The sequence below is a fragment of the Vreelandella olivaria genome (assembly GCF_023507745.1).
Taxonomy (GTDB): Bacteria; Pseudomonadota; Gammaproteobacteria; order Pseudomonadales; family Halomonadaceae; genus Vreelandella; species Vreelandella olivaria_A.
Genome location: NZ_JALPZO010000134.1, coordinates 141,910 through 167,442, shown reverse-complemented (window position 1 = coordinate 167,442; position 25,533 = coordinate 141,910). Strand labels below are relative to the sequence as shown.

The 25,533-nt window shown below is 55.1% G+C and carries 20 protein-coding genes and 2 tRNA genes; 17 read left to right on the top strand and 5 right to left on the bottom strand.

Going from position 1 to position 25,533, the window contains the following annotated elements; translation table 11 throughout:
• Positions 1-96: 96 nt before the first annotated feature.
• A complete protein-coding gene (gene purL / locus HP566_RS16665; protein WP_249978403.1) occupies positions 97-4,032 on the top strand; it encodes a phosphoribosylformylglycinamidine synthase in 3,936 nt (1,311 codons plus the stop codon).
• A gap of 64 nt (positions 4,033-4,096) precedes the next feature.
• Here the strand turns inward: purL and HP566_RS16660 are convergent, their stop codons facing one another.
• On the bottom strand, positions 4,097-4,321 hold the full coding sequence (locus HP566_RS16660) for a hypothetical protein (protein ID WP_249978402.1): 225 nt from the start codon (positions 4,319-4,321) through the stop codon (positions 4,097-4,099).
• 125 nt (positions 4,322-4,446) lie between these two features.
• On the opposite strand from HP566_RS16660, the gene HP566_RS16655 reads away from it, so the two are divergent.
• The 7 genes from HP566_RS16655 (at position 4,447) to nadA (ending at position 10,585) form a co-directional block, all read left to right on the top strand.
• The gene (locus HP566_RS16655) at positions 4,447-6,222 is read left to right on the top strand and encodes a DEAD/DEAH box helicase (RefSeq protein ID WP_425348210.1); all 1,776 of its coding nucleotides are present in this window, start codon (positions 4,447-4,449) and stop codon (positions 6,220-6,222) included.
• A 77-nt stretch (positions 6,223-6,299) separates the two neighbouring features.
• Positions 6,300-7,250: a segregation and condensation protein A gene (locus HP566_RS16650; protein ID WP_425348207.1), complete on the top strand. Its 951-nt coding sequence runs from the start codon at positions 6,300-6,302 to the stop codon at positions 7,248-7,250.
• Entirely contained in the window at positions 7,247-8,086 is an 840-nt protein-coding gene (scpB, locus tag HP566_RS16645) for an SMC-Scp complex subunit ScpB (protein ID WP_249978401.1), read from the top strand. The genes HP566_RS16650 and scpB overlap by 4 nt, the downstream gene beginning before the upstream one ends.
• A complete protein-coding gene (gene rluB, locus HP566_RS16640) occupies positions 8,073-8,942 on the top strand; it encodes a 23S rRNA pseudouridine(2605) synthase RluB (RefSeq protein ID WP_249978400.1) in 870 nt (289 codons plus the stop codon). Before scpB ends, rluB begins: the two co-directional genes overlap by 14 nt.
• Positions 8,943-9,035: 93 nt before the next feature.
• Positions 9,036-9,111 (top strand) — tRNA-Lys (locus tag HP566_RS16635).
• Positions 9,112-9,184: 73 nt separating this feature from the next.
• Positions 9,185-9,260 (top strand) — tRNA-Lys (locus tag HP566_RS16630).
• 296 nt (positions 9,261-9,556) lie between these two features.
• Positions 9,557-10,585, top strand: coding sequence for a quinolinate synthase NadA (gene nadA, locus HP566_RS16625; protein WP_249978399.1), 1,029 nt, complete (start codon positions 9,557-9,559; stop codon positions 10,583-10,585).
• A gap of 76 nt (positions 10,586-10,661) precedes the next feature.
• On the opposite strand, the gene HP566_RS16620 is transcribed toward nadA, so the two are convergent.
• Positions 10,662-12,122: a M48 family metalloprotease gene (locus HP566_RS16620; RefSeq protein ID WP_249978398.1), complete on the bottom strand. Its 1,461-nt coding sequence runs from the start codon at positions 12,120-12,122 to the stop codon at positions 10,662-10,664.
• Between the two features lie 156 nt (positions 12,123-12,278).
• On the opposite strand from HP566_RS16620, the gene HP566_RS16615 reads away from it, so the two are divergent.
• Complete coding sequence (locus HP566_RS16615) at positions 12,279-12,560, top strand: sulfurtransferase TusA family protein (RefSeq protein WP_249978397.1); 282 nt, start codon at positions 12,279-12,281, stop codon at positions 12,558-12,560.
• On the top strand, positions 12,557-13,645 hold the full coding sequence (locus HP566_RS16610) for an AI-2E family transporter (RefSeq protein ID WP_249978396.1): 1,089 nt from the start codon (positions 12,557-12,559) through the stop codon (positions 13,643-13,645). The genes HP566_RS16615 and HP566_RS16610 overlap by 4 nt, the downstream gene beginning before the upstream one ends.
• Before the next feature lie 81 nt (positions 13,646-13,726).
• On the opposite strand, the gene HP566_RS16605 is transcribed toward HP566_RS16610, so the two are convergent.
• Positions 13,727-14,203 carry a peroxiredoxin gene (locus HP566_RS16605; protein ID WP_249978395.1) on the bottom strand — a complete coding sequence of 159 codons (477 nt, stop codon included), beginning with the start codon at positions 14,201-14,203 and terminating at the stop codon, positions 13,727-13,729.
• Positions 14,204-14,546: 343 nt separating this feature from the next.
• Here HP566_RS16605 and dapA point away from each other — a divergent pair, with 343 nt between their 5' ends.
• The 3 genes from dapA to purC all read left to right on the top strand — a co-directional run bounded on the left by dapA (position 14,547) and on the right by purC (position 17,243).
• Positions 14,547-15,431: a 4-hydroxy-tetrahydrodipicolinate synthase gene (dapA, locus tag HP566_RS16600; protein ID WP_249978394.1), complete on the top strand. Its 885-nt coding sequence runs from the start codon at positions 14,547-14,549 to the stop codon at positions 15,429-15,431.
• Positions 15,432-15,510: 79 nt separating this feature from the next.
• Positions 15,511-16,494: an outer membrane protein assembly factor BamC gene (gene bamC / locus HP566_RS16595; RefSeq protein WP_249978393.1), complete on the top strand. Its 984-nt coding sequence runs from the start codon at positions 15,511-15,513 to the stop codon at positions 16,492-16,494.
• A gap of 32 nt (positions 16,495-16,526) precedes the next feature.
• Positions 16,527-17,243, top strand: a complete 717-nt coding sequence (gene purC / locus HP566_RS16590; RefSeq protein WP_249978392.1) for a phosphoribosylaminoimidazolesuccinocarboxamide synthase — start codon at positions 16,527-16,529, stop codon at positions 17,241-17,243.
• On the opposite strand, the gene tsaA is transcribed toward purC, so the two are convergent.
• Positions 17,227-17,979 (bottom strand): tRNA (N6-threonylcarbamoyladenosine(37)-N6)-methyltransferase TrmO, encoded by a 753-nt coding sequence (gene tsaA, locus HP566_RS16585; protein WP_249978391.1) that lies wholly within the window; start codon positions 17,977-17,979, stop codon positions 17,227-17,229. The two genes, purC and tsaA, sit on opposite strands and share 17 nt — an antisense overlap.
• A 186-nt stretch (positions 17,980-18,165) precedes the next feature.
• Here tsaA and HP566_RS16580 point away from each other — a divergent pair, with 186 nt between their 5' ends.
• A complete protein-coding gene (locus HP566_RS16580) occupies positions 18,166-18,690 on the top strand; it encodes a GNAT family N-acetyltransferase (RefSeq protein WP_249978390.1) in 525 nt (174 codons plus the stop codon).
• A 5-nt stretch (positions 18,691-18,695) separates the two neighbouring features.
• On the opposite strand, the gene nadC is transcribed toward HP566_RS16580, so the two are convergent.
• On the bottom strand, positions 18,696-19,550 hold the full coding sequence (nadC, locus tag HP566_RS16575; protein ID WP_249978441.1) for a carboxylating nicotinate-nucleotide diphosphorylase: 855 nt from the start codon (positions 19,548-19,550) through the stop codon (positions 18,696-18,698).
• Positions 19,551-19,633: 83 nt separating this feature from the next.
• Between nadC and ampD the strand changes: the two genes are divergently transcribed.
• The 3 genes from ampD to aceF all read left to right on the top strand — a co-directional run bounded on the left by ampD (position 19,634) and on the right by aceF (position 25,371).
• Positions 19,634-20,209 carry a 1,6-anhydro-N-acetylmuramyl-L-alanine amidase AmpD gene (ampD, locus tag HP566_RS16570; protein ID WP_340163085.1) on the top strand — a complete coding sequence of 192 codons (576 nt, stop codon included), beginning with the start codon at positions 19,634-19,636 and terminating at the stop codon, positions 20,207-20,209.
• 408 nt (positions 20,210-20,617) lie between these two features.
• Positions 20,618-23,290 (top strand): pyruvate dehydrogenase (acetyl-transferring), homodimeric type, encoded by a 2,673-nt coding sequence (aceE, locus tag HP566_RS16565; RefSeq protein ID WP_249978389.1) that lies wholly within the window; start codon positions 20,618-20,620, stop codon positions 23,288-23,290.
• 59 nt (positions 23,291-23,349) lie between these two features.
• Positions 23,350-25,371 (top strand): pyruvate dehydrogenase complex dihydrolipoyllysine-residue acetyltransferase, encoded by a 2,022-nt coding sequence (aceF, locus tag HP566_RS16560; protein WP_249978388.1) that lies wholly within the window; start codon positions 23,350-23,352, stop codon positions 25,369-25,371.
• Positions 25,372-25,533 lie beyond the last annotated feature (162 nt).

Below are 25,533 nucleotides of genomic sequence, written 5' to 3'. Positions count from 1 at the left end.
GTGTGGCCGTCGCTTTCCAGTATCATAGAGGGATCGCCGCAATGCGGCCTGGTGTTTTCCTGCTCGAACTCTTCCAGCTTTTAGAGGCTCCCAGATATGCTCGAACTGCGAGGCGCGCCCGCCCTTTCTGCCTTCCGCCATGATCGGTTGCTAACGGTGTTGCGTGAACGTGTTCCCGAGGTGGAGGCGTTGTCTGCCCATTATATCCACTTCATTGACCATCACGAGGAGTTGGATGGCGTCGCTCAGGAGCGTCTGGTGCAGCTGCTGGATTATGGTCGCCATGAGCATGTGGCGACAGCGGAGAATGCGCAACGTATTTTGGTAGTACCCCGTTTGGGTACCCAGTCGCCATGGTCTTCCAAAGCAACGGATATCGCCCACAACTGTGGGCTGCATCAAATCCGTCGTATTGAGCGTGGTGTCGATTACCGGGTTGGCCTGAGAGGCCAGCCCAGTGAGGAAAGCCTTGGGGTGATCAGTGCCCTGCTTCACGACCGGATGACAGAAACCGTGTTGGCGGATGTGGGGGATGCAGCCAGACTGTTTGCCCATCACTCCCCGGCACCACTTGGCAGTGTGGATATTCTAGAGGGCGGTCGTGATGCCCTTGCTACGGCTAATCGCGAGTTGGGGCTGGCCCTGGCAGAGGACGAAATTGACTATCTGGTTGAGGCATTTATTGAGCTTGGCCGTAACCCCAGCGATGTAGAGCTGATGATGTTTGCCCAGGCGAACTCAGAGCACTGCCGCCATAAAATCTTTAACGCAGACTGGATCATCGACGGCGAAGCCCAAAGCCACTCGTTGTTCAAGATGATCAAAAACACCTTTGCCACTTCACCGGACAACGTGCTTTCCGCATACAGCGACAATGCGGCGGTGATTAAAGGAAGCCAGGCCGGGCGCTTTTTTCCCACGCCGTTGACCGGTGCTGAGGGCGAACGGGCAAGCTACGATGCGCACCAGGAACCGATTCATATCCTGATGAAGGTGGAAACCCACAACCACCCCACGGCGATTGCCCCTTTCCCAGGGGCTGCTACTGGCTCCGGTGGTGAAATCCGTGATGAAGGTGCCACCGGTATCGGCGGCAAGCCTAAAGCGGGCCTGGCAGGCTTCACTGTTTCCAACTTGCGTATTCCTGAATTTGTACAGCCCTGGGAAGCCTTTGACTATGGCAAGCCCGAGCGTATGCAGTCCGCCTTGCAGATTATGCTGGAGGGTCCGATTGGCGGCGCGGCATTTAACAATGAGTTTGGGCGCCCCAACCTGACCGGCTACTTCCGTACCTATGAGCAGGATGCACTCAGTGAAGGGGGGATTGAGCGCCGCGGTTTCCACAAGCCGATTATGATTGCGGGTGGTTACGGTAATATCCGCGCTCAGCACGTTCAGAAGGGCGATATCCCGGTCGGTGGAAAGCTGATCGTGATGGGTGGCCCGGCCATGTTGATTGGCCTGGGTGGCGGTGCAGCATCCAGTATGGCGTCGGGAGAGTCCAGCGCTGACCTGGATTTTGCCTCGGTACAGCGGGAAAACCCGGAAATAGAGCGTCGCGCCCAGGAAGTGATTGACCGCTGTTGGGCACTGGGCGATAAAAACCCGATCCGCTTTATTCACGATGTAGGAGCAGGCGGGCTTTCCAATGCCCTGCCGGAGCTGGTGAAAGACGGTAACCGGGGCGGTCTGTTTAATCTGCGTGCGGTGCCGAATGCCGAGCCAGGCATGAGCCCTCTGGAAATTTGGTGTAACGAAGCCCAGGAGCGCTACGTGCTGGCGGTGGCACCAGAGGATCTGGACACCTTCGACGCCCTGTGTCAGCGCGAGCGCTGCCCTTATGCTGTCGTGGGTGAAGCCCTGGAGCACCACCACCTGGAAGTGCGCGACGGTCATTTTGATACCAAGCCCGTCGACCTGCCCATGAGCGTGCTGTTCGGCAAGCCACCCAAAATGACCCGCGCTTTTGAGCGCCAAACCCCTGAACTTTCAGGGGTGATGCTCGATAATCTCGATCTGCGTGAAGCTCTGGATCGGGTACTGCGTTTACCAACTGTTGCTTCCAAAAGCTTTTTGATCACCATTGGTGACCGCTCAATTACCGGTCAGGTCGCCCGCGATCAAATGGTTGGCCCCTGGCAGGTGCCGGTCGCCGACGTGGCAGTGACCACCGCGAGTTTCGATACTCATGCCGGTGAAGCCATGGCCATGGGCGAGCGTCCTCCAGTCGCGCTGATTAACCCTGCTGCGAGTGCTCGTTTAGCGGTTGCTGAAGCCATTACCAATTTGGCCGCTGCTCCCATTGTCAGGCTTTCGGACATTAAACTCTCCGCAAATTGGATGAGCGCTGCCGATCACCCTGGTGAAAATCAGGCACTCTATGACGCGGTTTATGCCGTGGGTATGGAGCTGTGCCCACAGCTTGGCATTGCCATTCCGGTAGGCAAAGACTCCATGTCCATGCGTACTGCCTGGCAGAGTGAAAATGCCCAGGGAGAAGCCGAGGAGAAAAGCATTACCTCGCCGCTCTCGTTGGTGGTTACCGGATTTGCACCTGTCTCCGATGCGTTGGCCACGTTAACGCCGCAAATCAACCTGGAGCAGGATGAGTCTGACCTGATTCTGATTGACCTTGGCAATGGCCAGAACCGGTTGGGCGGCTCGGCGCTGGCGCAGGTGTATGGTCAGGTAGGCAATGATTGTCCTGACGTGGATGACCCTGAAGATCTCAAAGCGTTTTTTGAGGTGATCCAGGGCTTAAACCGCGACGGCAAGTTGCTGGCCTATCATGACCGCAGCGATGGTGGCCTGCTGGTGACGTTGCTGGAAATGGCGTTTGCTGCCCACGCTGGGCTGGAAATTAAGCTGGACTGGCTGATTGATGAGCCGGTAGAAGCGTTTAATGCCCTGTTCTCAGAAGAGTTGGGTGCAGTGATTCAGGTTAAGCGCCAGCACACTGAAGAGGTGTTAACCCAGTTCGCCATGGCGGGGATTGAAACCTGTGGCGTCATCGCTCGTCCCCGGTACGATGATCAGGTGCGTGTGACGCTGTTTGAAGAGCCACTACTGGAAACCACCCGCCAGCTTACCCAGCGTACCTGGTCGGAAACCAGCTATCGTATGCAGGCGCTGAGGGATAATCCCGAGTGCGCCAAAAACGAGTTTGACAATCTGCTGGATGTGCGCGACCCAGGGCTTAGTGCTGCACCGACCTTCGACATTAGCGAGGACATCAGCGCACCATTTATCAATACGGCGAAACCGGCCGTGGCCATCTTGCGTGAGCAGGGGGTTAACGGTCAGGTAGAGATGGCCTGGGCGTTCCATAAAGCAGGCTTTGATGCTGTGGATGTGCATATGAGTGACATCCTGGAAGGGCGTGTCTCGCTGGCGGCGTTCAAGGGCTTGGTGGCCTGTGGTGGCTTCTCTTACGGTGATGTGCTGGGTGCTGGCGGTGGCTGGGCAAAATCTGTGCTGTTTAATAAACGAGCCCAGGAGCAGTTTGCTGATTTCTTTGTCCGTGACGACAGCTTTTCACTGGGCGTGTGCAATGGCTGTCAGATGCTCTCGCAGTTGAAGTCGCTCATTCCCGGTGCTGAAAACTGGCCCGCTTTTGTACGCAATGAATCGGAGCAGTTCGAAGCGCGGGTCTCCATGGTCCGGGTCGAGAAAACCCCTTCCATTCTGCTGGCAGGTATGGAAGGCTCCAAACTGCCCATTGCTGTCGCCCATGGCGAAGGGCGTGCCGAATTCCGCGATACGGCTCATCTGCGCAGTATGCAGTCGAGCAGCCAGATCGCGCTGCGTTATATCGACAACTACGGTCAAGTGACAACGCGCTACCCAGCCAATCCCAATGGCTCACCTTCAGGTATTACCGGTCTTACCACACCCGATGGCCGTGTCACCATCATGATGCCTCATCCAGAGCGTGTGGCCCGCGCGGTTACCAACTCATGGCGCCCGGCAGAGTGGACAGAAGATGGTGCCTGGTTACGCCTGTTCCGTAATGCGCGGGCATGGCTTAAATAGCATAACCGCGTGATCGTGAGGCCAACAGTAGCGGCGGCTTGTGAGCCGCCGCTGCCCGTCCCCGTTATGGAATTTGGCCTGTGTGGCTGGTGACCGATAACGGTACCTGCAGCTGTGCCTCAAGCGTTTCCAGTTCCTGGCGATAGCGCTCCACCAGATGCTCATAGCGGCCAAAATCGTGCCCACAGTCCATACAGTACACATGGGTTTGAGCCCTGCGTGTGGCAGGGAGGCGTTTTAAGCGGCTGCTACATTCGGGGCACTCAGGACTGAAAAGGTTGGTTTTCATGACATATCCTGCGGATTTAAAAATCACGTACCGCGTCGTGTGTAGGGAAAAAGGGGGTATAAACTGCTACTGATTAGAGGTAGCCAATGGGTTGTTAGTTCAATAGCAGGCTAATTAATTTGTCGATAACTGTTTTGCCTCCTACACCCCAGCTACGGCCATACCAACAGCAGGCGGTTAGCGCAGTGGTGGCGCATTTCCGCGCTACGAGTGATCCTGCGGTAGTGGTGCTGCCTACCGGCAGTGGTAAGTCGTTAGTGATTGCTGAGCTGGCCCGGCTCGCCAGAGGCCGAGTGCTGGTGCTGGCCCATGTTCGTGAGCTGGTGGAGCAGAATCACGCCAAGTATCAGGCCTATGGGCTGAAGGCAGATATTTTCAGCGCCGGTCTTAAGCGCAAAGAGGCGCAGCGCCAAGTGGTATTTGGTTCTGTGCAGTCGGTAGTGCGTAACCTTGAGTGCTTTACCGATGCCAGCTTTACCCTGTTGGTGATCGATGAGTGCCACCGGGTTTCGCTTGAGCAGGATGCAGGCTATCGACAGGTGGTTAACCATCTCCAGTGCCAGAACCCCCAGCTTAAAATTCTCGGTTTGACTGCCACACCTTTCCGCCTGGGGCAGGGCTTTATTTATCATCGTCATCACCACGGCATGGTGCGGGGTAAAGAGGACTGCTTTTTTGTTGACTGTGTGTTCGAGCAGCCGCTGCGGCTAATGGTGAAGCAGGGCTACCTGGCTGCCCCCAGACGTCTGGATATGGCGATTGAAGGCTACGACTTTTCCAGACTTGCGGCGGCTCCCGTTGGACCGTTCCGAGAAGAGGAACTGAACCGTGTGGTGGCGGGCAATCGTGCTACGCCTGGAATTATCCGACAGGTTGTTGAGTACGCACAAAACCGCCAGGGGGTGATGATTTTCGCCGCCACCGTGGCGCATGCTGAAGAGATTATGGGTTATCTGCCCGCTGAGCAGACGGCGTTGATTACGGGAAGAACAGCTTCGTCAGAGCGCACAGCGCTGATTGCTGCATTTCAAGCCCGAAAGCTAAAATATCTGGTGAATGTGGCTGTACTCACCACTGGATTTGATGCTCCGCATGTGGATTTAATTGCTATCCTCAGGCCTACGGAGTCTGTCAGTCTCTATCAACAGATTGTAGGGCGGGGGCTGCGTCTGTCGGCTGGCAAAAGCGAGTGCCTGATTCTCGACTATGCGGGTAATCCCTGGGATATATACGCGCCAGAAGTGGGCGAGCCAAAGCCAGACAGCGACAGTGAACCAGTACAGGTGGCGTGCCCCTCCTGTGGGCATGCCAATCTGTTTTGGGGTAAGCGGGATGGCGAGTTGGTTATCGAGCACTTTGGCCGCCGTTGCCAGGGCATCCTTGAAGATGAAGCAGGAAAACGACACCAGTGTGATTTCCGCTTCCGCTTTAAAGTATGCGATAGCTGTGGCGCTGAAAACGATATTGCCGCTCGTCGTTGTCACGGTTGTGAACAGCTGCTGGTTGATGCCGATGACAAGTTGAAAGATGCGCTCAAGTTAAAGGATGCCAGGGTACTTAGGGTAAGCGGTATGCAGCTAGAGGCCACGGCCAATGGGCGAGGTTTGCCACGCTTGAAAGTGACCTACCACGACGAAGATGGCGCAAGCCTCACGGAGTGGTTTGCGATGGAAACACCTGCGCAGCGGCGGGCGTTTTATGCTGCTTTTTTGCGTGTCCATTTGCGCTCTCCAGGGAGTGAATGGTTGCCTGTAACGCCAGAGGAAGTGGTGAGTGAGCAGCGCCGTTTACGCTACCCTGATTTTATTGTGGGGCGTAAAGTCGGGCGCCACTGGCAGCTTCGAGATAAGCTGTTTGATTATCAGGGGCGTTACCGTAAAGCTGCTGAGGCAGGCGAGTGAATCATGTCGGCTTATTGAGGGGCTTATAACACGGTGCCCACGTTTGAACGAGTGACTGACAAAGAGGTTCGACCCGCGTGAGCGAGACGCCAAGCGCCATCCACGAGCATGAGGGCCTGAAGAACATAACCGCCGAACCGGTGGTGGAGGCGCTTGGGCGGCTGTTTGATGAACCCATTACTCAACTGCCGGAAGATTTGTATATCCCGCCAGAGGCACTGCGGGTGTTTCTGGAAGCTTTCGAAGGCCCTCTGGACCTGCTGCTCTACCTGATTCGTCGGCAAAACCTGGATATTTTGACCATTAATGTGGCAACGATTACTCACCAGTACATAGAGTACGTTGAGTTAATGAAATCCATGGAGATTGAGTTGGCGGGAGAGTACCTCCTGATGGCCGCCATGCTGGCAGAAATCAAATCCCGTACACTGCTTCCACGCCCCCCCAAAGCAGAAGGGGATGACGAAGAGGATCCGCGGGCTGAGCTGATTCGCCGCCTGCAGGAGTATGAGCGCCTGAAAGAAGCTGCCGAAGCGCTGGACACATTACCCAGGGTAGGGCGCGACTGGTTTAGTGTTCAGGCAGGGCTCCCGCCGCTCGAAACACGGATCATTCACCCTGATGTGGGGTTGGATGAACTGCTGGGGGCGCTTACCGATATCCTTAAACGCGCCGAGCTTGCCCAGACCCACCAGATCAGCCGTGAAGTGCTCTCCACACGGGAACGCATGCTGAAAATTATGGAGCAGCTAAGCCAGGATGAGGCCCAGCAACGCTACACCTCTTTTGAGGCTCTGTTTACCCTGGAAGAGGGGCGTGCAGGCGTCGTGGTTACTTTTATGGCTATTTTGGAATTAGCCAAAGAGGCCATGATCGAAATAGTGCAAAATTCCCCCTTGTCACCTATTCATGTGCGCGCCCGGCGTGCTGCTCTTGCTGATGGAGAGGAGGGGGCATTTGAAACAGAGGATACGGAAGCCGATGCCTTTGAAGAGCCCGCTTTTGAACCTGACGGGGAGTCGCGGTGAGAGACACCACGTTAGACGATATCATTGAAGCAGCGCTGCTGGCTGCAGGTGAACCACTACCGCTGGAGCGTCTTGAAACACTGTTTCTAGAGGGCGAGTGCCCCGCCAGAAAAGAGTTGCGTGATACCTTGTCGCGGCTGGCCCAGCGGCATGAAGGGGGTGCCTTGGAGCTGGTGGAAACGGCCTCTGGCTTTCAACTACGCATTCGTCCGCGCCTGGCTCAGTGGGTGTCGCGCTTATGGGATGAACGGCCTCAGCGTTACTCCCGTGCACTGCTGGAAACGCTGGCGCTGATCGCCTATCGCCAGCCTGTTACACGGGGTGATATTGAAGAGGTGCGTGGTGTCAGCGTCAGTAGCTCCATTATGCGCACATTGATGGAGCGGGGCTGGATTCGTATCGTGGGGCACCGGGATGTACCGGGTCGACCAGCCGTGTATGCGACCACTCGTAGCTTTTTGGATGACTTTGGACTTCAAACCCTGGATGCCTTGCCACCCATGTATGAACTGGCCAGTTGGGAAGAGCAAATAGAGGAGGATGCCCGGCTTTCAGAGGTGGCACCTGACATGGTTGACCCCGCTGAAGCTGAGCAGCAGGACAAGCCTCAACAAGCACTGGACGAAACGCAAGAAACCATGCAGGATGCGCCACCCCAGGGAAAAGAGATAACCACGGCTGAGATAGCCGACAACCACGCCGGGACGGCGTTAACCCAGCCGCTTAGTTTTGCCGATTTGGAGGCGCGCTTGGCGGCACGTGCGCAGCGCTCTGACGACGACGGCACGCGCACGCAGACCAACGATGTGAGGTCAGACGACCATGAGTCAGAATAACACTACGCCTTCCCCTACCAGCGAAAAACTGCAAAAAGTGCTGGCCCGTGCAGGGCTTGGCTCTCGCCGGGAGATGGAAACCGCCATTGCAGATGGACGGGTCAAGGTGAATAACCAGCTAGCCAAGCTGGGTGACCGGGTCGAAGCCCGGGATAAGGTAAGTTTCGATGATCGCCCGGTTTCATTGCGGCCTGAAAATGAAGTGCCGCGCCGAGTGATTATGTACAACAAGCCTGAAGGCGAGTTATGTACCCGTAAAGATCCTGAAGGCCGGCGCACCGTATTTGAACGGCTGCCGCGGTTGAAGGGCGAGCGTTGGATTGCCATTGGCCGTTTGGATATTAACACCAGCGGCCTGCTGCTGTTTACCACCGATGGTGAACTTGCCAACCGCCTAATGCACCCCTCCACCCAGGTAGAGCGTGAATACGCAGTACGGGTGATGGGTGAAGTCAAGCGTGAACATATTGTGGCCATGGTGGATGGTGTGATGCTGGAAGATGGCCCCGCACGCTTTACCGATGTGCAGGAGTTCGGTGGTGAAGGGATCAATACCTGGTTTCATGTGGTGATTTTAGAAGGCCGCAACCGGGAGGTCCGGCGTCTATGGGAGTCCCAGGGGTTGACCGTTAGCCGTCTGAAGCGGGTTCGTTACGGCAATATCTTTCTGGACAAACGTGCCAAAGCTGGTGAATGGGTAGAGCTTTCCCAGGATGAAGTGGATGACTTGGCTACGCTGGCAAATTTGGAAACCCGCAAAGTGCCAGAGCTGACTCCGGATGAGAAAAATCGCTGGAGTCGTGACAAGCACAAACGCCGTCCGGTACAGGCCATGCGCAAACCCAAGCGGCGCTAACCATGTGCTGTTGAGTCGGTTTCCTGTAGACGAAAAGGTAAAAAAAGCTTGCCATTGAGTGGGTGTATCCGTACTATATGCATCCGTTCGAGGGGGTCGTTAGCTCAGTTGGTAGAGCAGTTGACTTTTAATCAATTGGTCGTAGGTTCGAATCCTACACGACCCACCATCCGAACAGCCACTTACACGCGTGGCTTATCAGTCTAATAGCATTAGTCGTTACTAATCGCTCAGCAGTATTTGGGTCGTTAGCTCAGTTGGTAGAGCAGTTGACTTTTAATCAATTGGTCGTAGGTTCGAATCCTACACGACCCACCAAATTCGACGCCCTTGGCAGCTTGCTGCCAAGGGCGTTTTGTTGTTGTGTCGTTATGTAGCGGTTTTGTATCAGGCAGCCAACATAGTGCTTGCAGCCAACCACAATTTGCCATCACAATAATCTGAATGGCTACTGGCAATGAATGCGCTGGTAGTGCTGGCCGTGCTGAGGCCAGAGCGGCGTGCCACCGCGAGAGACGCAGAGGCCGTCGCATTGAGAGCGGTATGTGTGGAGTGCATATACCGTGACGGATGTTTAACAGGGGGATTCCCTGTTTGTCACAGTGGTAGACACGATGACTATGATGACTTCCCAGGTGGAGCTTGATGCTCCGCTCCCCAACCCGTATTGCCCCACCCGTATTCCGGCGGAAGAGGAAGCTCGAGTTGCTGAAATAAAGCAGCTTCTGAAGGCTCGCAATGCCGTGCTGGTAGCGCATTACTATACTGATGATGCCATCCAGCAACTGGCGGAAGAGACCGGTGGATGTGTGGCGGACTCGCTTGAAATGGCACGTTTTGGTGCCCGCCATGAGGCCACCACACTGGTGGTTGCAGGCGTTCGCTTCATGGGGGAAACCGCAAAAATTCTCTCACCAGAAAAGCGGGTGTTAATGCCCACCCTTGAAGCGACCTGTTCGCTGGATGTCGGCTGCCCCGCCGATACGTTTAGCGCTTTTTGTGATGCGCACCCGGATCGCACCGTGGTGGTCTATGCCAACACCTCCGCTGCGGTAAAAGCCAGAGCCGACTGGGTGGTCACCTCATCCATCGCTGTCGATGTGATTGAGCACCTGCAGGCCAAGGGTGAAAAGATACTGTGGGCACCCGATAAGCATCTGGGGGGCTATATTCAGAAGCGGACCGGCGCTGATATGCTGATGTGGGATGGTGCCTGCATCGTCCATGAGGAGTTCAAGGCAAAAGGCATTGAAGACCTAAAGCAGCTTTATCCTGATGCAGCGGTGCTGGTGCATCCCGAGTCGCCTGAGGCCGTCGTTCAGCTTGCAGATGTGGCTGGCTCGACTTCTCAGCTGATCAAAGCCGCACAAGCGTTGCCTAACGAGCAGCTGATTGTGGCGACTGACCGCGGCATCTTCTTCAAGATGCAGCAGGCAGTACCCGGCAAAACGCTTTTTGAAGCCCCTACTGCCGGTAATGGTGCTACTTGTCGCAGCTGTGCTCACTGCCCATGGATGGCCATGAACGCGCTGGACAATTTGGCCGGGGCGTTGCGCCATGGAAGTGGCGAGGTTTTTGTGGATGCCTCATTGCGTCAACAGGCGCTAAAGCCATTAGAGAGAATGCTGAACTTTAATGTTTGATAATATACCTCTCTGTCATTATGCCCCAAGCGGAACGGCCGCTCGGGGCATGGCGTATAAACGCGCGCGCTCCCGGTCAAAATTTCTCCAGCGTTGCGCGATATTCAAGAAAGTCATCACGTCGCTGCTCAATACGGGCGATTAACTGCTGGTCGTTCTCATGTCGGGCCGCATCTCTAGCAATGCTGAGTTGCTGGATGCCTCGATCCACTCTGCCCGTTAGCTGTAAATGCTCTGCACGCGCCAGATGGCCCCAGCCGTTATGACCGCTGCGCCCCGCCGCCTCTGCCAGCAGGCTAAATCCCTGTGGGTTCTCTGTATGCTGCGATGTAATGTCGCGCAGCAGGTTAAAGGCGGCTGCAGGGTCACGCTGTAGCTGTGCTTCGGCTAATACCAACTGGGCGGGCAGGTAGTTAGGCACCAGGCGCAGCAAACGCTGACTGCGGGCAATGGCATCGTCATAACGTTGTGCATCAAGCGCAATGCTGGCAGCTGAGGTAGGCAGCATACTGTAGTCAGGCAGTTCCTGGGCTAGCTGGTCGATGGTCTGTAGTGCCTGATCAGTCTGGCCATTATGGGCAGCGATCAGTGCGTCCAGGTAGCGCTGTGCAGATTCCTCTGCATTATCTTGGGCCAGGCGAGAGGCTGCCTGCTGGGGCGAGTTGCGGTTAATGCTTAGCAGGGCCCGGGCGCGCATCATGTCGTATAAGGTATTGCTGGTATACGCATCCGCTACATTGAGCTGCGAGGCGCGGGCCTGGGCATCGCTCAGGCGGCTGTCAGAGACCGGGTGAGTGAGCAGAAACTCCGGCGGGTTGCCGCCCTGTAAGCGGGCCATACGTTGCATGGCGCTAAACATACGCACCATTGCCTCGGGGTCGTAGCCTGCATTCGCCATCGCCTGAAGCCCAATTCGGTCGGCCTCCTGCTCAAAGCGCCGCGAGTAGGTGAGTTGGTCCTGAATCAGTGCAGCCTGGGAACCCATTGCGGTTGCAATGCCTGCATCTCCACCACCGCTGGCGGCAATCAACATACCTGCGAGCATGGCAGCCATGGCGGGAATCTGGGTTTGTTCTGCCCGGGCTGTCCTTCTGGCGTAGTGGCGTTGTGAAAGGTGGCCCAATTCGTGGGCCAACACAGAAACAAAGGCGCCTTCATCATCAGCGAAGGCAAATAATCCCGAATTGATACCCACGACGCCGCCGGGAACTGCAAAAGCATTGAGCGAACGGTTATCCACCATGACGATGGTGGCCTGAAGCCTGCCAAGCTGGCTATGAGGGGCCAGACGGGCAATCAGGCCATCCAGGTAATCACTGACAATGGGGTCCTGCCACTGAGGGGCATGAGCCCGGAACTGGCGCAGCCAGGCACGCCCCAGACGATACTCCTCACTACTTACCGCTGTGGAGGCTCCGCCCAGGCTGGGTAATTGGTAATCATCAAAGGTATGCCCAGTGGGGCTGTAAGCGAGTGTGCCAAGCGCAAATACAAGCGCACAGGCCCAGCGTGGATAAACGATGCGAAGGTGCGGCATAGCATCCTCATTAATGATGATAAAGCGCGTAAGTCAGTGGTGTGACATTGATTCATGCGGGTAAGTGCCGTTAAATCGAATGCTATATCACCATCGCTAAGAAATCAGTTTATGTAACAATGCTGAGTTGTTGCTGACATTTTGAAGAGAGGGACTATGTCTGAGCAAACAAAGAGTGAGTCAACAACCGATGGGCAAGCGCCGGATATGGTGCTTGATGCATGTGGGTTGCCCTGTCCGTTGCCATTGTTAAAGGCAAAGCAGTCGCTGGCTGGGCTGGCGCCAGGGCAGCTGTTAGAAGTTAGAGCAACGGATGTGGGCTCCTGGCGGGATATGGAATCCTTTACTGAGCAAAGCACCCATGTTCTGGAAAAGCGTGAGCAGCGCGACGCTGTTTACTTTTATTGGATTCGTAAAGCAGGGAACTCACACTTATGACCATGCGCACCATCCTGAAAAGTTGGATTGAACGCTACTTTTCAGACGAAGAGGCGTTAATTCTATTACTGGTACTGGTCGCAGGATTTGCGGCCATTATCTGGTTTGGCCGTATGCTGGCGCCGTTTTTTACTGCGTTGGTTCTGGCATTTTTGCTACAGGGAGTGGTGAGCGCCTTAACCCGGCGTGGCGTACCACATCTATTGGCCGTTATTATCGTATTTATGGCCTTTGTTGGTGTACTGCTCACCCTGGCATTTATTCTGATGCCGCTGATATGGAATCAGTTGGTAGGACTGGTGCAGGAAACACCGCGCATGTTTGCCAGCGGCCAAGGATTGTTGGATGAGCTGCAGGCGCGCTATCCGAACTTGATTACTCCTGACCAAATGCAGAGCTGGATTGGTGTTGCTGGTCGTGAAATCAGTCAGTTGGGACAGCGTGCCTTAACGCTCTCATTAGCCTCACTGGGTAATGTGATGTCGTTGATTATTTATCTGGTGCTGGTGCCCATCCTGGTGTTTTTTATGCTGAAGGATCGCCAGGCTCTGGTTGGCTTTTCACTGTCACTTTTGCCTCAAAAGCGCACGTTGCTGACACGTATCTGGAAAGAGATGGATCGCCAGATTGCCAACTATATTCGCGGCAAGGCGATTGAAATTGTCATCGTGGCGACCGTTTCGTTCTTCACCTTTGCGTTTTTCGGTTTGCCCTATACAGCGCTATTGGCCGTACTGGTCGGGTTTTCAGTGCTGGTTCCCTATATCGGTGCGACAGTGGCCACGATCCCAGTTGCGGCGGTAGCCGGGTTCCATTTTGGTATCAGTGAGCAGTTTGTTTATGTGTTGATTGCCTATGGTGTGATCCAGGCTCTGGATGGCAACGTACTGGCGCCAGTACTGTTTTCGGAAACCAACAATATTCATCCGGTATCCATTATTGTCGCCGTGCTGTTTTTTGGTGGTATATGGGGCTTTTGGGGGGTCTTTTTCGCGATACCGTTAGCGACGCTGCTAAAAGCACTGGTATATGCCTGGCCCAGAGGAGACGAGCCGGAAAGTGTGCAGATTATTGAGCGGGAGTAGGCGGTAGTTCCGGCAAGGCTTCCTTCCCTTTATGCGTCGCGTCGGCATGATCGTATGCCGACGCGCGGTTGCCAGGCCAGCTCAACTGCCGGTATGCAGGGCCTTTGCGGCTGCCAGTACGTCAGCAACGTGCCCCGGCACTTTCACGCCACGCCACTCTTGAGCCAGCTTTCCTTCACGATCAATTAAAAAGGTGCTGCGCTCAACGCCCAGATGCTCTTTGCCATACATTTTCTTCAGCTTGATGACGCCGAACAGCTGGCAGACGCTTTCGTCTTTATCGGAAATCAGTTCGAAGTTGAAGTCCTGCTTGGCTTTGAAGTTTTCCTGGGCGCGAAGACTATCCCGGGAAACGCCGATAATCACGGTATTGGCAGCATCGAACTGTGCTTTGTTATCCCGGAAGTCACCACCTTCTGTGGTGCAGCCGGGTGTGCTGGCTTTGGGGTAGAAATAGATGACGACTTGTTTACCCCGTAGTTCCGATAGCGTCACAGTTGTATCGCCTGTGGCTGTGGCGGAAAAATCAGGTACGGGTTTGCCGACTTCAACTGGCATAATAAACTCCTTGTATGGGCTGGCTTTCACCGTTGATTACACGCAACTGGAAGGAGCATGTCAAAGCCATTCATAGCGCTATGGGCAAGCGCTGGCGTAAACTCACAGCGCTTTACGCTGTACAGGCCCGAATCCCCTGAGTACCATTTGCTCTCTGTGGAACCCCTAGGGGCGAAAAGCACGTTACTCATGGCAACGCGTGGCGGCCTCTGATCTTTGGTTGCATCGCCTCAAGGTGCGCCGCTCTAATGTACCCAGTGTTCGACATTGTGACTGAATAGCCGTTGTCAATGTTGAGGGTTGATAGCTTGATTTCAAAACTTTGCAGGTGAGGAACAAACGGATGATCACAGGCAGCATCGTCGCCCTGGCGACGCCGATGAAAGTCAATGGCGACATCGACTGGGAGGCGCTTCGTCGTCTGGTGAACTTCCACCTCGACAATGGCACCGATGCCATCGTCGCAGCGGGCACCACGGGAGAACCTACCACCATGTCTTTTGCTGAACACTTTGATGTGATTCGCAGTGTGGTCGAAGAGGTGAATGGTCGGATTCCGGTCATTGCCGGGACGGGTGCCAATGCCACCTCTGAAGCGGTTGAGCTGGCGCGTTACGCCAGTGAAGTAGGCGCTGATTACTGCTTGTCAGTTTGTCCTTACTACAACAAACCGACTCAGGAGGGCCTTTACCAGCATTTTAAAGCCGTTGCTGAAGGTAGCAAGCTGCCGGTCATCCTGTATAACGTTCCAGGGCGTACCTGCTCTGATCTGTATAACGAAACGGTTCTACGCTTAGCCGAAGTGGATAATATTATCGGCCTGAAAGATGCCACCGGGAACCTTGAGCGCGCAGAAGATCTAATCTCTCGCCTGAAAGGCAGTGGTTTTATGCTCTATTCCGGTGATGATGCGACCGCGTGCGATTTTATGTTGATGGGTGGGCATGGTGATATCTCCGTCACGGCTAACGTGGTTCCTAAAGCGATGCACGATTTATGTGCTGCTGCGGTTGCCGGGGATGCGGATAAAGCTCACCAGATCAATACACGCCTGATGCCGTTACATACCAATCTGGGCATCGAAGCCAACCCCATTCCTGTTAAATGGGCGCTGAACCGCATGGGTTATATGGACGAAGGCATTCGCCTGCCGTTGACCTGGCTTTCAGAAAAATACCACGCCACTGTCAGTGAAGCACTGCAGCTGGCGGGCGTCGTAGAGGAGTAATCCGGCGCATACCCTTTGCTATCCGGTGTAGGCGTTTGGCCCACCGGGTAACTGACTTGTTGACTGTTAAGGTGGCTTGATGAGCTCTGTGCTTGAAAAACGTGCGCTGAAATGGATACCGCTGGCACTTGCAACGGCTGTCACGCTCGCTGGGTGTGCGCGAGATGGTTATTATCACGACCGCAATCTGGACTATACAGAGGCCGCTCCAGCCCCCCCTCTCGTGCTGCCGGAAACCCGTAACACCCAGCGCTACCGTGATGTAATGCCTGTACCCCAGGTAGCGATGCAGGGCACTGGCATCAGGGAAGCGGCAGATATCTCGCCACCTCAGTCGTTGACGATTGGCAGTGGTTTAGAGCCTGAGTATGTTGAACGCCGTGAGGTAGGTGGGCAGGCCTGGCTGGTGGTGGCTGCAGATACCGGTACCGTTTGGCCACAGCTTGAAGCCTTTGCGCAAAGCCGTCAGCTGGGTATCCAGGAGAGCAGTGCCAACCAGGGGGTCATTGTTACCTCTCAAGCCACGCTGCACCTGCAAAGCGCCCTGCGGGCAGGGAGCAGTGAGGTGCGCTGTGAGCAAGGCGGACAAACCATGTCGAATTGCCTGGATGCACTAGAGCAGTATCTGGATGCACGCAGTGCGTCAGCCAGTGCTTCCTCTTCCTGGACAGCGCAACGCCTTGCCAGCCAGCAAACATTGCAAATGCGCCAGCAGGACGACGAGTGGCAAGTGGTGATTCCTCAGCCTATTGACCGTGTTTGGGCTGAGTTGAATCATTATCTGGCATTGGATTTCACTGTTGAAGGCCAGCGTGATTTATTGGATACCTCTGCGGATAACTACGAGTTCCTGGTGGAGTACATGACAGAAACCGAGCGTGGCCGTAATCCGCTGCAAATTGTATTCAGCCAGGATGTGCGCCGTATGTCTCAGCCAATTCGTCTCGCCCTGGAATCGGATGGTAACCAAACCATTTTGAGTGCCATCAATGCCAGTGAGCGTTCTTTCAGCGCCAACGACCAGCGAGAGTTGCTTGAACGTGTCTCCGGCTACTTACGTTAACTTTTTGATTTTGACTTTCTTTCGGAGCCCCCATGGAAAAGCGCCAAGAACTCTATGCCGGTAAGGCAAAATCCGTCTATACCACTGACGACCCAGACCTGCTGGTGCTGCATTTTCGTGACGATACCAGTGCCTTCGATGGTAAAAAGAAAGAGTCACTAGCCCGTAAGGGGATGGTGAACAATATTTTTAACGCCTTTATTATGGAGCGCCTGCAAGAGGCTGGAATTCCAACGCATTTTGAAAAGCAGCTTTCCGAGACTGAAAGCCTGGTGAAAAAAATGCAGATGATTCCCGTCGAGTGCGTGGTGCGTAATATTGCAGCAGGCGGTTTGGTTAGACGCTTGGGCGTGGAAGAGGGAATCGCGCTGAATCCACCAACCTTTGAGTTGTTTTTGAAGAGTGACGAAAAAGGTGACCCAATGATCAACGAATCGTTGGCGGAAACCTTTGGTTGGGCGACCCCAGAGCAGCTGTCCAAAATGAAGACACTGACGTTCAAGGTGAATCATATCCTCAAGCAGCTGTTTGCCGAAGGCGATATGCTGCTAGTGGATTACAAACTGGAGTTTGGGATCTTTAAAGGCGAGGTCGTGCTAGGTGATGAATTCTCCCCGGATGGCTGCCGTTTATGGGATGCCAACACCCGTGAGAAGCTGGATAAAGATCGCTTCCGCCAAGGCCTGGGCGGCGTGATCGAAGCTTACGAGGAAGTTGGTCGCCGCCTGGGTATTACCTTCCCGGCGTAACACAGGGTTGGATAGACAAGCTGTCAATTGCCACCACCTCTAAGGTGGTGGCGTCATTTTGTACCGCCCGAAACTTAATGTCGACATCTCTTAGTCGCACGCCGTAGAGGCGGGGCGTTTGCTGATTGCACTGATAGGCAGGGCGGGGGTCTTGGCTGAGTACCTGCTCCACCAGTGCCCGTAGTGTTACTGCATCGGATCGCAGGGAAAGTGATGCCAAGGCGGCCTCACTAAACGTTACCGTCAGCCGTGTAGGGGGCTCGGGAGCAAATCCCGCTTTGGCCTCTGGACGTGCCTCCGCCCAGGGCAGGTAGGGTTTAATATCGACAACCGGGGTGCCGCTGACCAAATCACAGCCTGCTAAATGCAAGCGTACGCCATTGGCGGTATCAACCCCGGTAAGCTCAATCAAGGAAAGCCCAAGGCGGTTAGGCCTGTGTGTACTGCGGCTGGCAAACACGCCCACCTTACGGTTGCCCCCTAAGCGTGGTGGGCGTACCAGTGGAGTCCAGCGCTGGGGGCTTTGATGAAAAATAAAGGTTACCCATAGATGGCTGAACTCGCTGAGGCCACGTACGGTAAGTGGATCGTCGAAAGGCGGGGTAAGCGCGAGGCTGGCATTGGCCGCTGGTGCCAGACCAGGTTGGCGGGGTACGCCGAACTTGTCAGGGTAGTCACTCTCAATGTAACCGATAGGTGTCAGTGTAAAAGAGTCACTACTCGGGATATCGTGCATTACACTGCCTTATGGAAGTAACGGAATGCCAGGGTGGCGAGAGTATAAGATATGTGGGCCTATAACGGACAGAGCATGGCCTGACGGTTTAGCGGTTTGCAACTTTATAGCTGCCCCAGGCCTTTATTAAAGTGTGAGCGGCCTGTTTCATTAACGGCTGTGCTGTCAAGCAACCTAGAGGTAAGCATGCTGAATATTGACCAACGCCAGGCAGCTCCCACCGCACGGATAACATACCGGGCAGGCCTTGCACGGGATGCCGCCGATCAGGCCGAGGTATTTTATCACGCCGTAATGCAGGGGGCTGCCACCCACTACAATTTGAGTGAGCGACGTGCCTGGGCCAATGTACTGCCCCGTGAAGCAAGCGCCTGGGCTGCACGCCAAGCATTGTACACCACGTTGGTAGCTACCTGTGATGGCCGTTGCGTTGGCTTTTTGGAGCTGAGTGTGAGCGCTGGGCGTATCGAGACACTCTATGTATGGCCTTCCCTGGCGGGGCGGGGAATTGGTTCCACGCTGTTGATTCATGCCGAAAGGTTGCTGCTTGAGCAGGGGCAATTTCGTGCAGAAATCGAGGCGAGCCTGATGCTCCACGAGCGTCTGCTTCGCCGAGGCTTTGAAAACCTCGGAGAGCAGTGGGTAGAGCGGAGCGGTGAGTTATTAAAGCGCTACCGGATGGTCAAACAACTGAAAGCAATCGAAACCTGACGTGCCTAGACGTTAAAGGTCTGGGTAATGCGCATTGATAAGTCGATGGACTTCACGTCTTTGGTCAAGGCGCCGCTGGAAATACAGTCAACCCCTGTTTCAGCAATGGCTTTTAGCGTGGAGGCATCTACGTTGCCAGAGGCCTCCAGGGTTGCCCTGCCGCCAGTGATTTCAACGGCAACATGTAGATCCTCCACAGCAAAATTGTCGAGCATCACGATGTCGGCACCAGCAGCCAGTGCCTGGTCAAGCTCTTCAAACGTTTCGACTTCCACTTCCACGGGCAGGTCGCTGGCCAGCTTGCGGGCTTGTGCTACGGCAGCCTGAATACCGCCGCAGGCGGCAATATGGTTCTCTTTAATGAGAAAAGCATCCCACAAACCGAGGCGGTGATTGTGACCACCGCCGCAGGTTACCGCATACTTCTGGGCGAGCCGGATTCCTGGTAGTGTTTTACGTGTATCCAGCAGGCGCGCCCCCGTGCCTTTAATCAAATCGACGTAGTGGCGTGTTGCCGTGGCTGTTGCTGACAGTGTTTGCAACACGTTGAGCGCTGCGCGCTCACCGGTCAGTAAACTGCGGGCGGGGCCTTCCAGCTCTAAAAAGCATTGGTCCGCGTCGAGTTGATCGCCATCTGCTGCCTGCCAACGTAAGCTAACGCGGCTATCCAGGCGGCGAAAAATCTCATCAACCCAGGCAACTCCGCACAGAACGGCTGCCTCACGGGTAATAACCTTCGCCGTGGCCCACTGATTCTCAGGAATCAGTTGCGCGGTAATATCTCCGGGGCCAACGTCTTCAGCCAGTAGGCGAGCGGCGCTTGAGCGGATCTCTTCAGCAAGTGCGTTTTGATAATGCATGGCGGTGGATTCTCTGAGCGTCATCAAGTGTGATGCGCATTATAGTGAAAGAGCGTGACAACGTAGAGGAGCATGTGTGCGTGATTGACAAAGAGGCTCATCATGGCTGTTGGATGCCTGCCAGGCAGGTGCCGTCGCCAAATTGTGATGCCCGGCCAGCCAATGAGGTATCGCTGCTGTTGATTCATGCGATTAGCCTTCCTCCTGGTCAGTTTGGCGGTAGTGCCATTGAAGCGCTGTTTACCAATCAGTTGAACCCCGATGAACACCCATTTTTTGCTGAGGTTGCCCACTTACGTGTCTCGGCGCATTTTTTGATCCGCCGTGATGGGCAATGTATCCAGTTTGTTGACGCCGGTCAGCGCGCCTGGCACGCCGGTCGTTCACGCTGGTGGGATCCTGGCAGAAGGGCCTGGCGCACAGCGTTGAATGATTTTTCAGTCGGTATTGAGCTGGAAGGGGACGATAAAACCCCCTTCGCCAAAGCGCAGTACCGTGCTCTGGTAGACGCTACCCAGTGGCTGATGGCTCGCTACCCGCAACTTACCTCATCAAGGATTACCAGCCACGCCAAGGTGGCGCCGTTGCGGAAAACGGACCCCGGTCCTGCGTTTGACTGGGCATATTTTTATCAACGGCTGGTTGGCCAGTCATCTTGAAGGGGGGGGAGACGCAAGTAAGTGCCTCTCCAGTAAGTAAATAAAACGGTAGTTTGTTTACACTTTGCTACCGGTTAGTCGTAGCGTTGTAAAGGCGGGAGGAGATGCTGTAAATAGCTTATGTTGCGGTGCAATATATTGTTTTCGATAGGCTTTTTCATGGCGACAGAATTGGCAGAGTGGCGACTTTGCGGTATCTTCGCATATACAAAAGGCTAACTTTTAAGACATTTGTGTAGCTTTACTACATTCAAATGTGTGTAGCTTGTTGAATGTAGAACAAAAACTCCCTGCACGACACACTGTGTCGGCTATTTACTGGCCTGTGGTGGCCCAACGCCGCAGCCGCCCCAGGCCCTATGGGTTAGCGGGGCTCATTGTCATTTATCGTCATTCGGAGAGACCTCTATGAGTCTGGAGACAAGAGAAGATCTCGATCCGGTCGAAACCACGGAGTGGCTGGAATCCCTGGAATCGGTGCTGGATCGTGAGGGCGAAGAGCGTGCCCGCTACCTGATGACCCGCCTGGCGGATCGCCTGCGCCGGGACGGGATGAAGGTGCCCTTCTCGGTGACAACCCCGCACCGTAATACGATCCCGGTTCACCGCGAAGCGCCTATGCCTGGCGATTTGTTCATGGAGCGCCGTATTCGCTCCCTGATTCGTTACAATGCCATTGCTCAGGTCATTCGTAACAACCGTGCGAACCCTGGTCTGGGCGGTCACATAGCAAGCTTCATGTCATCGGCCACGCTATATGATGTGGGCTTTAACCATTTCTTCCGCGCCCCGAAAGGCGATTTTGAAGGTGACCTGATCTATATTCAGGGGCACGTGGCACCAGGTATCTATGCCCGTTCTTATCTGGAAGGCCGTCTGTCCGAAGAGCAGATGGACAAGTTCCGGCGTGAAGTTGACGGCGATGGCCTTTCGTCCTATCCACACCCCTGGCTGATGCCGGATTACTGGCAGTTCCCCACGGTGTCCATGGGGCTTGGACCGATTCAGGCTATCTATCAAGCCCACGTGATGAAATACCTGCATCACCGTGAGCTGAAAGATATGCACGACCGCAAGATCTGGTGCTTTATGGGGGATGGCGAGTGTGATGAGCCGGAATCCCTGGGCGCTATTTCCCTGGCGGGCCGAGAAAATCTTGATAACCTGATTTTCGTCATCAACTGTAACCTGCAGCGTTTGGATGGTCCGGTGCGCGGTAACTCCCGCGTGATGGACGAGTTTGAGGGTGTGTTCCGTGGTGCCGGCTGGAACGTCATTAAAGTCGTTTGGGGGCGTCACTGGGACCCGTTGTTCGAGAAGGATAAGAAGGGCCTCCTCCAAAAGCGGATGGATGAAGCGGTCGACGGTGAGTACCAGAATTACAAGGCAAACGGTGGTGCCTATACCCGTGAGCACTTCTTCGGTAAGTACCCCGAAACCGAGGCGATGGTCAAAGACCTCTCCGACGATGACATCTGGAAGCTCAACCGTGGTGGTCACGATCCGTTCAAAGTGTACGCGGCCTATCATGAAGCCGTGAATACATCGAACGGCAAGCCTACGGTGATCCTGGCGCATACAGTAAAAGGTTACGGTATGGGCAGCGGCGATGGCGAAGCGGCCAACGAAGCGCACCAGGTGAAGAGCATGGAGTACGAAGCCCTCAAGAAGTTCCGTGACCGCTTCGGGATTCCGCTCACTGATGAGCAGCTTAAAGACGTGCCTTACTACAAGCCGGAAGAGGACTCTCCCGAGCTTAAGTATATGCACCTTCAGCGCGAGCGTCTGAACGGCTACCTGCCGAGCCGCCGCAGCGATTTTGCAGCGCTTGAGATCCCCAGCCTTGAAGACAAGACCTTTGCCTCCCAGATGGGCGGTTCCAAAGGGCGTGAAGTGTCTACCACTATGGCCTTTGTGCGCATTCTGAACGGTCTGGTGAAAGATAAGCAACTGGGTAAGCAGGTGGTGCCGATTATTCCTGACGAAGCACGTACCTTCGGTATGGAAGGCATGTTCCGTCAGTTGGGTATCTACACCTCTGAAGGTCAGAAATATGAGCCGGTCGATAAAGGCCAGATCATGTACTACCGCGAGGACCAGAAAGGCCAGGTGCTTGAAGAGGGTATTTCGGAAGCTGGCGCCATGTCGGCATGGATTGCCGCTGCGACCTCCTACAGCAATAACAATGTTACGCTGCTGCCGTTCTACATCTACTACTCGATGTTTGGCTTCCAGCGTATCGGTGATCTGGCCTGGGCCGCGGGCGACCTGCAGGCGCGCGGCTTTATGGTTGGTGGTACGGCGGGCCGGACGACGCTGAACGGTGAAGGTTTGCAGCACCAGGATGGTCATAGCCTGATCCAGGCGTCCACTATTCCCAACTGCCGCAGTTACGACCCGACCTACGCCCATGAAGTCGCCGTGATTGTTCAAGATGGCCTGAAGCGCATGTTCACCGACAAGGAGAACTGCTTCTACTACCTGACCGTGATGAACGAAAACTATGAACATCCGGCACTTGAGAACGTACCTACCGGCGATATCATCAAAGGTATGTACCTGCTCAGGGAAACCCAGGGTGATAAAGGGCGTGTTCAGTTGCTGGGTTCAGGCACCATTCTGCGTGAAGTAGAAGCCGCTGCCGAGTTGCTGGCCAACGACTGGGGGATTGGTGCAGACATCTGGAGCGTCACCAGCTTTAACGAGCTGCGTCGCGAAGCGCTGCTACTGGAGCGTGAAGCGTTTCTGAACCCTGATGCCGAAGCTAACAAGCCCCATGTGACCAAGTGCCTGGAAGGCCGTGACGGCCCGGTCATCGCCTCTACCGACTACATGAAGCTCTATGCTGATCAAGTACGTGCCTGGGTGCCGAATGACTACACTGTGTTGGGTACTGATGGCTTCGGTCGTTCCGATACCCGCGAGAAGCTGCGCTACTTCTTTGAGGTAGACCGCTACTTCGTTACTGTCGCGGCACTACGTGGCCTGGCTGACCGCGGTGAGATTGATCGTAAGCACGTCGGCGAAGCGCTGAAAAAGTATGGCATTGATGCCAACAAGCCGAACCCGCTGACTAGCTAAACCGCTGCCCGGCGGGCGTTGAGTCCGCCGGCTCGATCCGATTTGGAAGGAGCGCGACCTTGAGTAGCGAAATCATCAAAGTTCCCGATATCGGTGGTGATACCGATGTCGAAATCATCGAGATTGCGGTGTCAGAAGGCGACGTCATCGAAGCGGAAGACACCCTGATCACTCTGGAATCTGATAAAGCCAGCATGGATGTACCAGCCCCGAAAGGTGGTAAGGTGATCAAAGTGTTGGTGAAAGAAGGCGATACGGTCTCTGAAGGGGACGATATCGTTGAGCTGGAAGTCGAAAGTGGGGGCGAAAGCGATGAAGCCAGTGCGGAGTCGTCGGATAGCACCGAAGACGAGACACCGGCTCAAGAGCAGGAAACAGAGGAAGAGCCCTCCAAACCCGCTCCCCAAAAGGCCTCTGGCGGCAAGCAGACCATTGATATTAAAGTGCCCGACCTGGGCGGGTCTGACAGCGTTGAAATTATTGAAGTCGCGGTGAGTGAAGGCGATGAAGTTGAGGTTGAAGATACGCTGATCACGCTTGAGTCCGATAAAGCATCCATGGATGTGCCCAGCCCTCATGGCGGCAAAATTGTGTCACTCTCGGTGAAAGAGGGCGATACAGTGTCTGAAGGCGATGTTATTGGCCAGATGGAAATCTCCGGCGACGGTGATGCTGCTGAAGACACCGCTCCCACTCAGGAAGCGGCTGCCGCTCCCACCAGCGAGCCCGAAGGTGATAGCGACGAAGAAGAGACCGGTAACGGTGAGCCAGAACGCAAAGAGATCCGCGTGCCGGATCTGTCGGGCTCTTCTGATGTACCGGTCATTGAAATTGGTGTGGCTGCCGGTGACGACGTTAATGTTGAAGACCCGCTGATCACCCTGGAGTCCGACAAAGCCTCAATGGACGTGCCCAGCCCCTATAAAGGCAAGCTTCTGGAGCTTACCGTCAAAGAGGGTGACACCGTCTCCGAAGGTGACGTGATTGGCTACATCGAAGTGGCTGCCAGCGGTGGTGCGAAGAAGAAAGCCGCACCGCAGCAGGCTGCCCCTGAGAAAACGGCTGCCAGGAAAGCAGAGCAGAGCGGTGCCGCAACTGCCTCTGGTGGCACGCCCAGCCCTGAAGCGCAAATGGCTGCTCATAAGCCGCGTGATGGAAAGCTGGTACACGCAGGCCCCGCAGTGCGTATGCTGGCTCGTGAGCTAGGGGTGGATCTTGGCCTTGTGAAGCCCAGTGGCCCGAAAGAGCGCGTGCTCAAAGAGGACGTGCAGGCTTATGTGAAGCAAGCCATTGCGGGGCAGGGTAAAGCGCAGGGCGGTGCTGCACCAGCAGCTACTGGTGGCGCAGGCATTCCCGCCATACCGGAGGTTGATTTCAGCCAGTTTGGTGACGTCGAAGAGAAGCCAATGGGGCGCCTGCTCAAAATGGGCGCGACCAACCTGCATCGCAGCTGGCTTAACGTACCCCACGTTACTCAGTTTGACGAAGCGGATATTACCGAACTTGAGAGCTTCCGTAAGGCCATGAAGGCGGAAGCCGAAGCCCAGGGAGCGAAGCTGACGCCGTTGCCGTTCCTGGTAAAAGCCTGTGCCTTTGCGCTGCGTAAGTTCCCGCAGTTCAATGTCAGCTTGAAGGGTGACGGTGAAACATTGGTATGGAAGCACTATGTCCATATCGGCATTGCCGTGGATACACCCGATGGCCTGATGGTGCCGGTACTGCGTGATGCGGATAAAAAATCGCTGATTGAGATTGCCAGGGAAATGGCGGAACTCGGTAAGAAAGCGCAAACCAAGAAGCTCAAGCGTGACGAGATGACGGGTGGTTGTTTCACTATTTCGAGCCTGGGCTCGATTGGTGGTACAGCCTTCACGCCTATCGTTAATGCACCTGAAGTCGCGATTCTTGGGGTATCCAAGGCGCAGATGAAGCCGGTATGGGATGGTAGTACCTTCCAGCCGCGCCTTATGATGCCGTTGTCGCTCTCCTACGACCACCGCGCAATTAACGGTGCCGATGCTGCACGCTTTACGGCCTTCCTGGCCGAGGTACTGACCGATATCCGGCGTTTACTGCTGTAATCGCAAACGGATGAAGTCACAAGCGGCGCCCATAAGGGCGCCGCTTGTGTTTAGTGTGGTGCAGAGGGTGACCAAAGTACAAGGTGGCGCCACTTTGCTGTTTTCGCTTAAAAAAATATCAAAAAAACGTGCTTTCAGGCTTTTGGAGAGTTGTGTCGCCTG

Excerpts from the sequence above, each read along its gene's own strand:
- purL (WP_249978403.1), top strand. The coding sequence starts at position 97 with ATGCTCGAACTGCGAGGCGCGCCCGCCCTTTCTGCCTTCCGCCATGAT.
- HP566_RS16660 (WP_249978402.1), bottom strand. The coding sequence starts at position 4,321 with ATGAAAACCAACCTTTTCAGTCCTGAGTGCCCCGAATGTAGCAGCCGC.
- rluB (WP_249978400.1), top strand. The coding sequence starts at position 8,073 with ATGAGTCAGAATAACACTACGCCTTCCCCTACCAGCGAAAAACTGCAA.
- nadA (WP_249978399.1), top strand. The coding sequence starts at position 9,557 with ATGACTATGATGACTTCCCAGGTGGAGCTTGATGCTCCGCTCCCCAAC.
- HP566_RS16620 (WP_249978398.1), bottom strand. The coding sequence starts at position 12,122 with ATGCCGCACCTTCGCATCGTTTATCCACGCTGGGCCTGTGCGCTTGTA.
- HP566_RS16615 (WP_249978397.1), top strand. The coding sequence starts at position 12,279 with ATGTCTGAGCAAACAAAGAGTGAGTCAACAACCGATGGGCAAGCGCCG.
- HP566_RS16610 (WP_249978396.1), top strand. The coding sequence starts at position 12,557 with ATGACCATGCGCACCATCCTGAAAAGTTGGATTGAACGCTACTTTTCA.
- HP566_RS16605 (WP_249978395.1), bottom strand. The coding sequence starts at position 14,203 with ATGCCAGTTGAAGTCGGCAAACCCGTACCTGATTTTTCCGCCACAGCC.
- dapA (WP_249978394.1), top strand. The coding sequence starts at position 14,547 with ATGATCACAGGCAGCATCGTCGCCCTGGCGACGCCGATGAAAGTCAAT.
- bamC (WP_249978393.1), top strand. The coding sequence starts at position 15,511 with ATGAGCTCTGTGCTTGAAAAACGTGCGCTGAAATGGATACCGCTGGCA.
- purC (WP_249978392.1), top strand. The coding sequence starts at position 16,527 with ATGGAAAAGCGCCAAGAACTCTATGCCGGTAAGGCAAAATCCGTCTAT.
- tsaA (WP_249978391.1), bottom strand. The coding sequence starts at position 17,979 with ATGCACGATATCCCGAGTAGTGACTCTTTTACACTGACACCTATCGGT.
- HP566_RS16580 (WP_249978390.1), top strand. The coding sequence starts at position 18,166 with ATGCTGAATATTGACCAACGCCAGGCAGCTCCCACCGCACGGATAACA.
- nadC (WP_249978441.1), bottom strand. The coding sequence starts at position 19,550 with ATGCATTATCAAAACGCACTTGCTGAAGAGATCCGCTCAAGCGCCGCT.
- aceE (WP_249978389.1), top strand. The coding sequence starts at position 20,618 with ATGAGTCTGGAGACAAGAGAAGATCTCGATCCGGTCGAAACCACGGAG.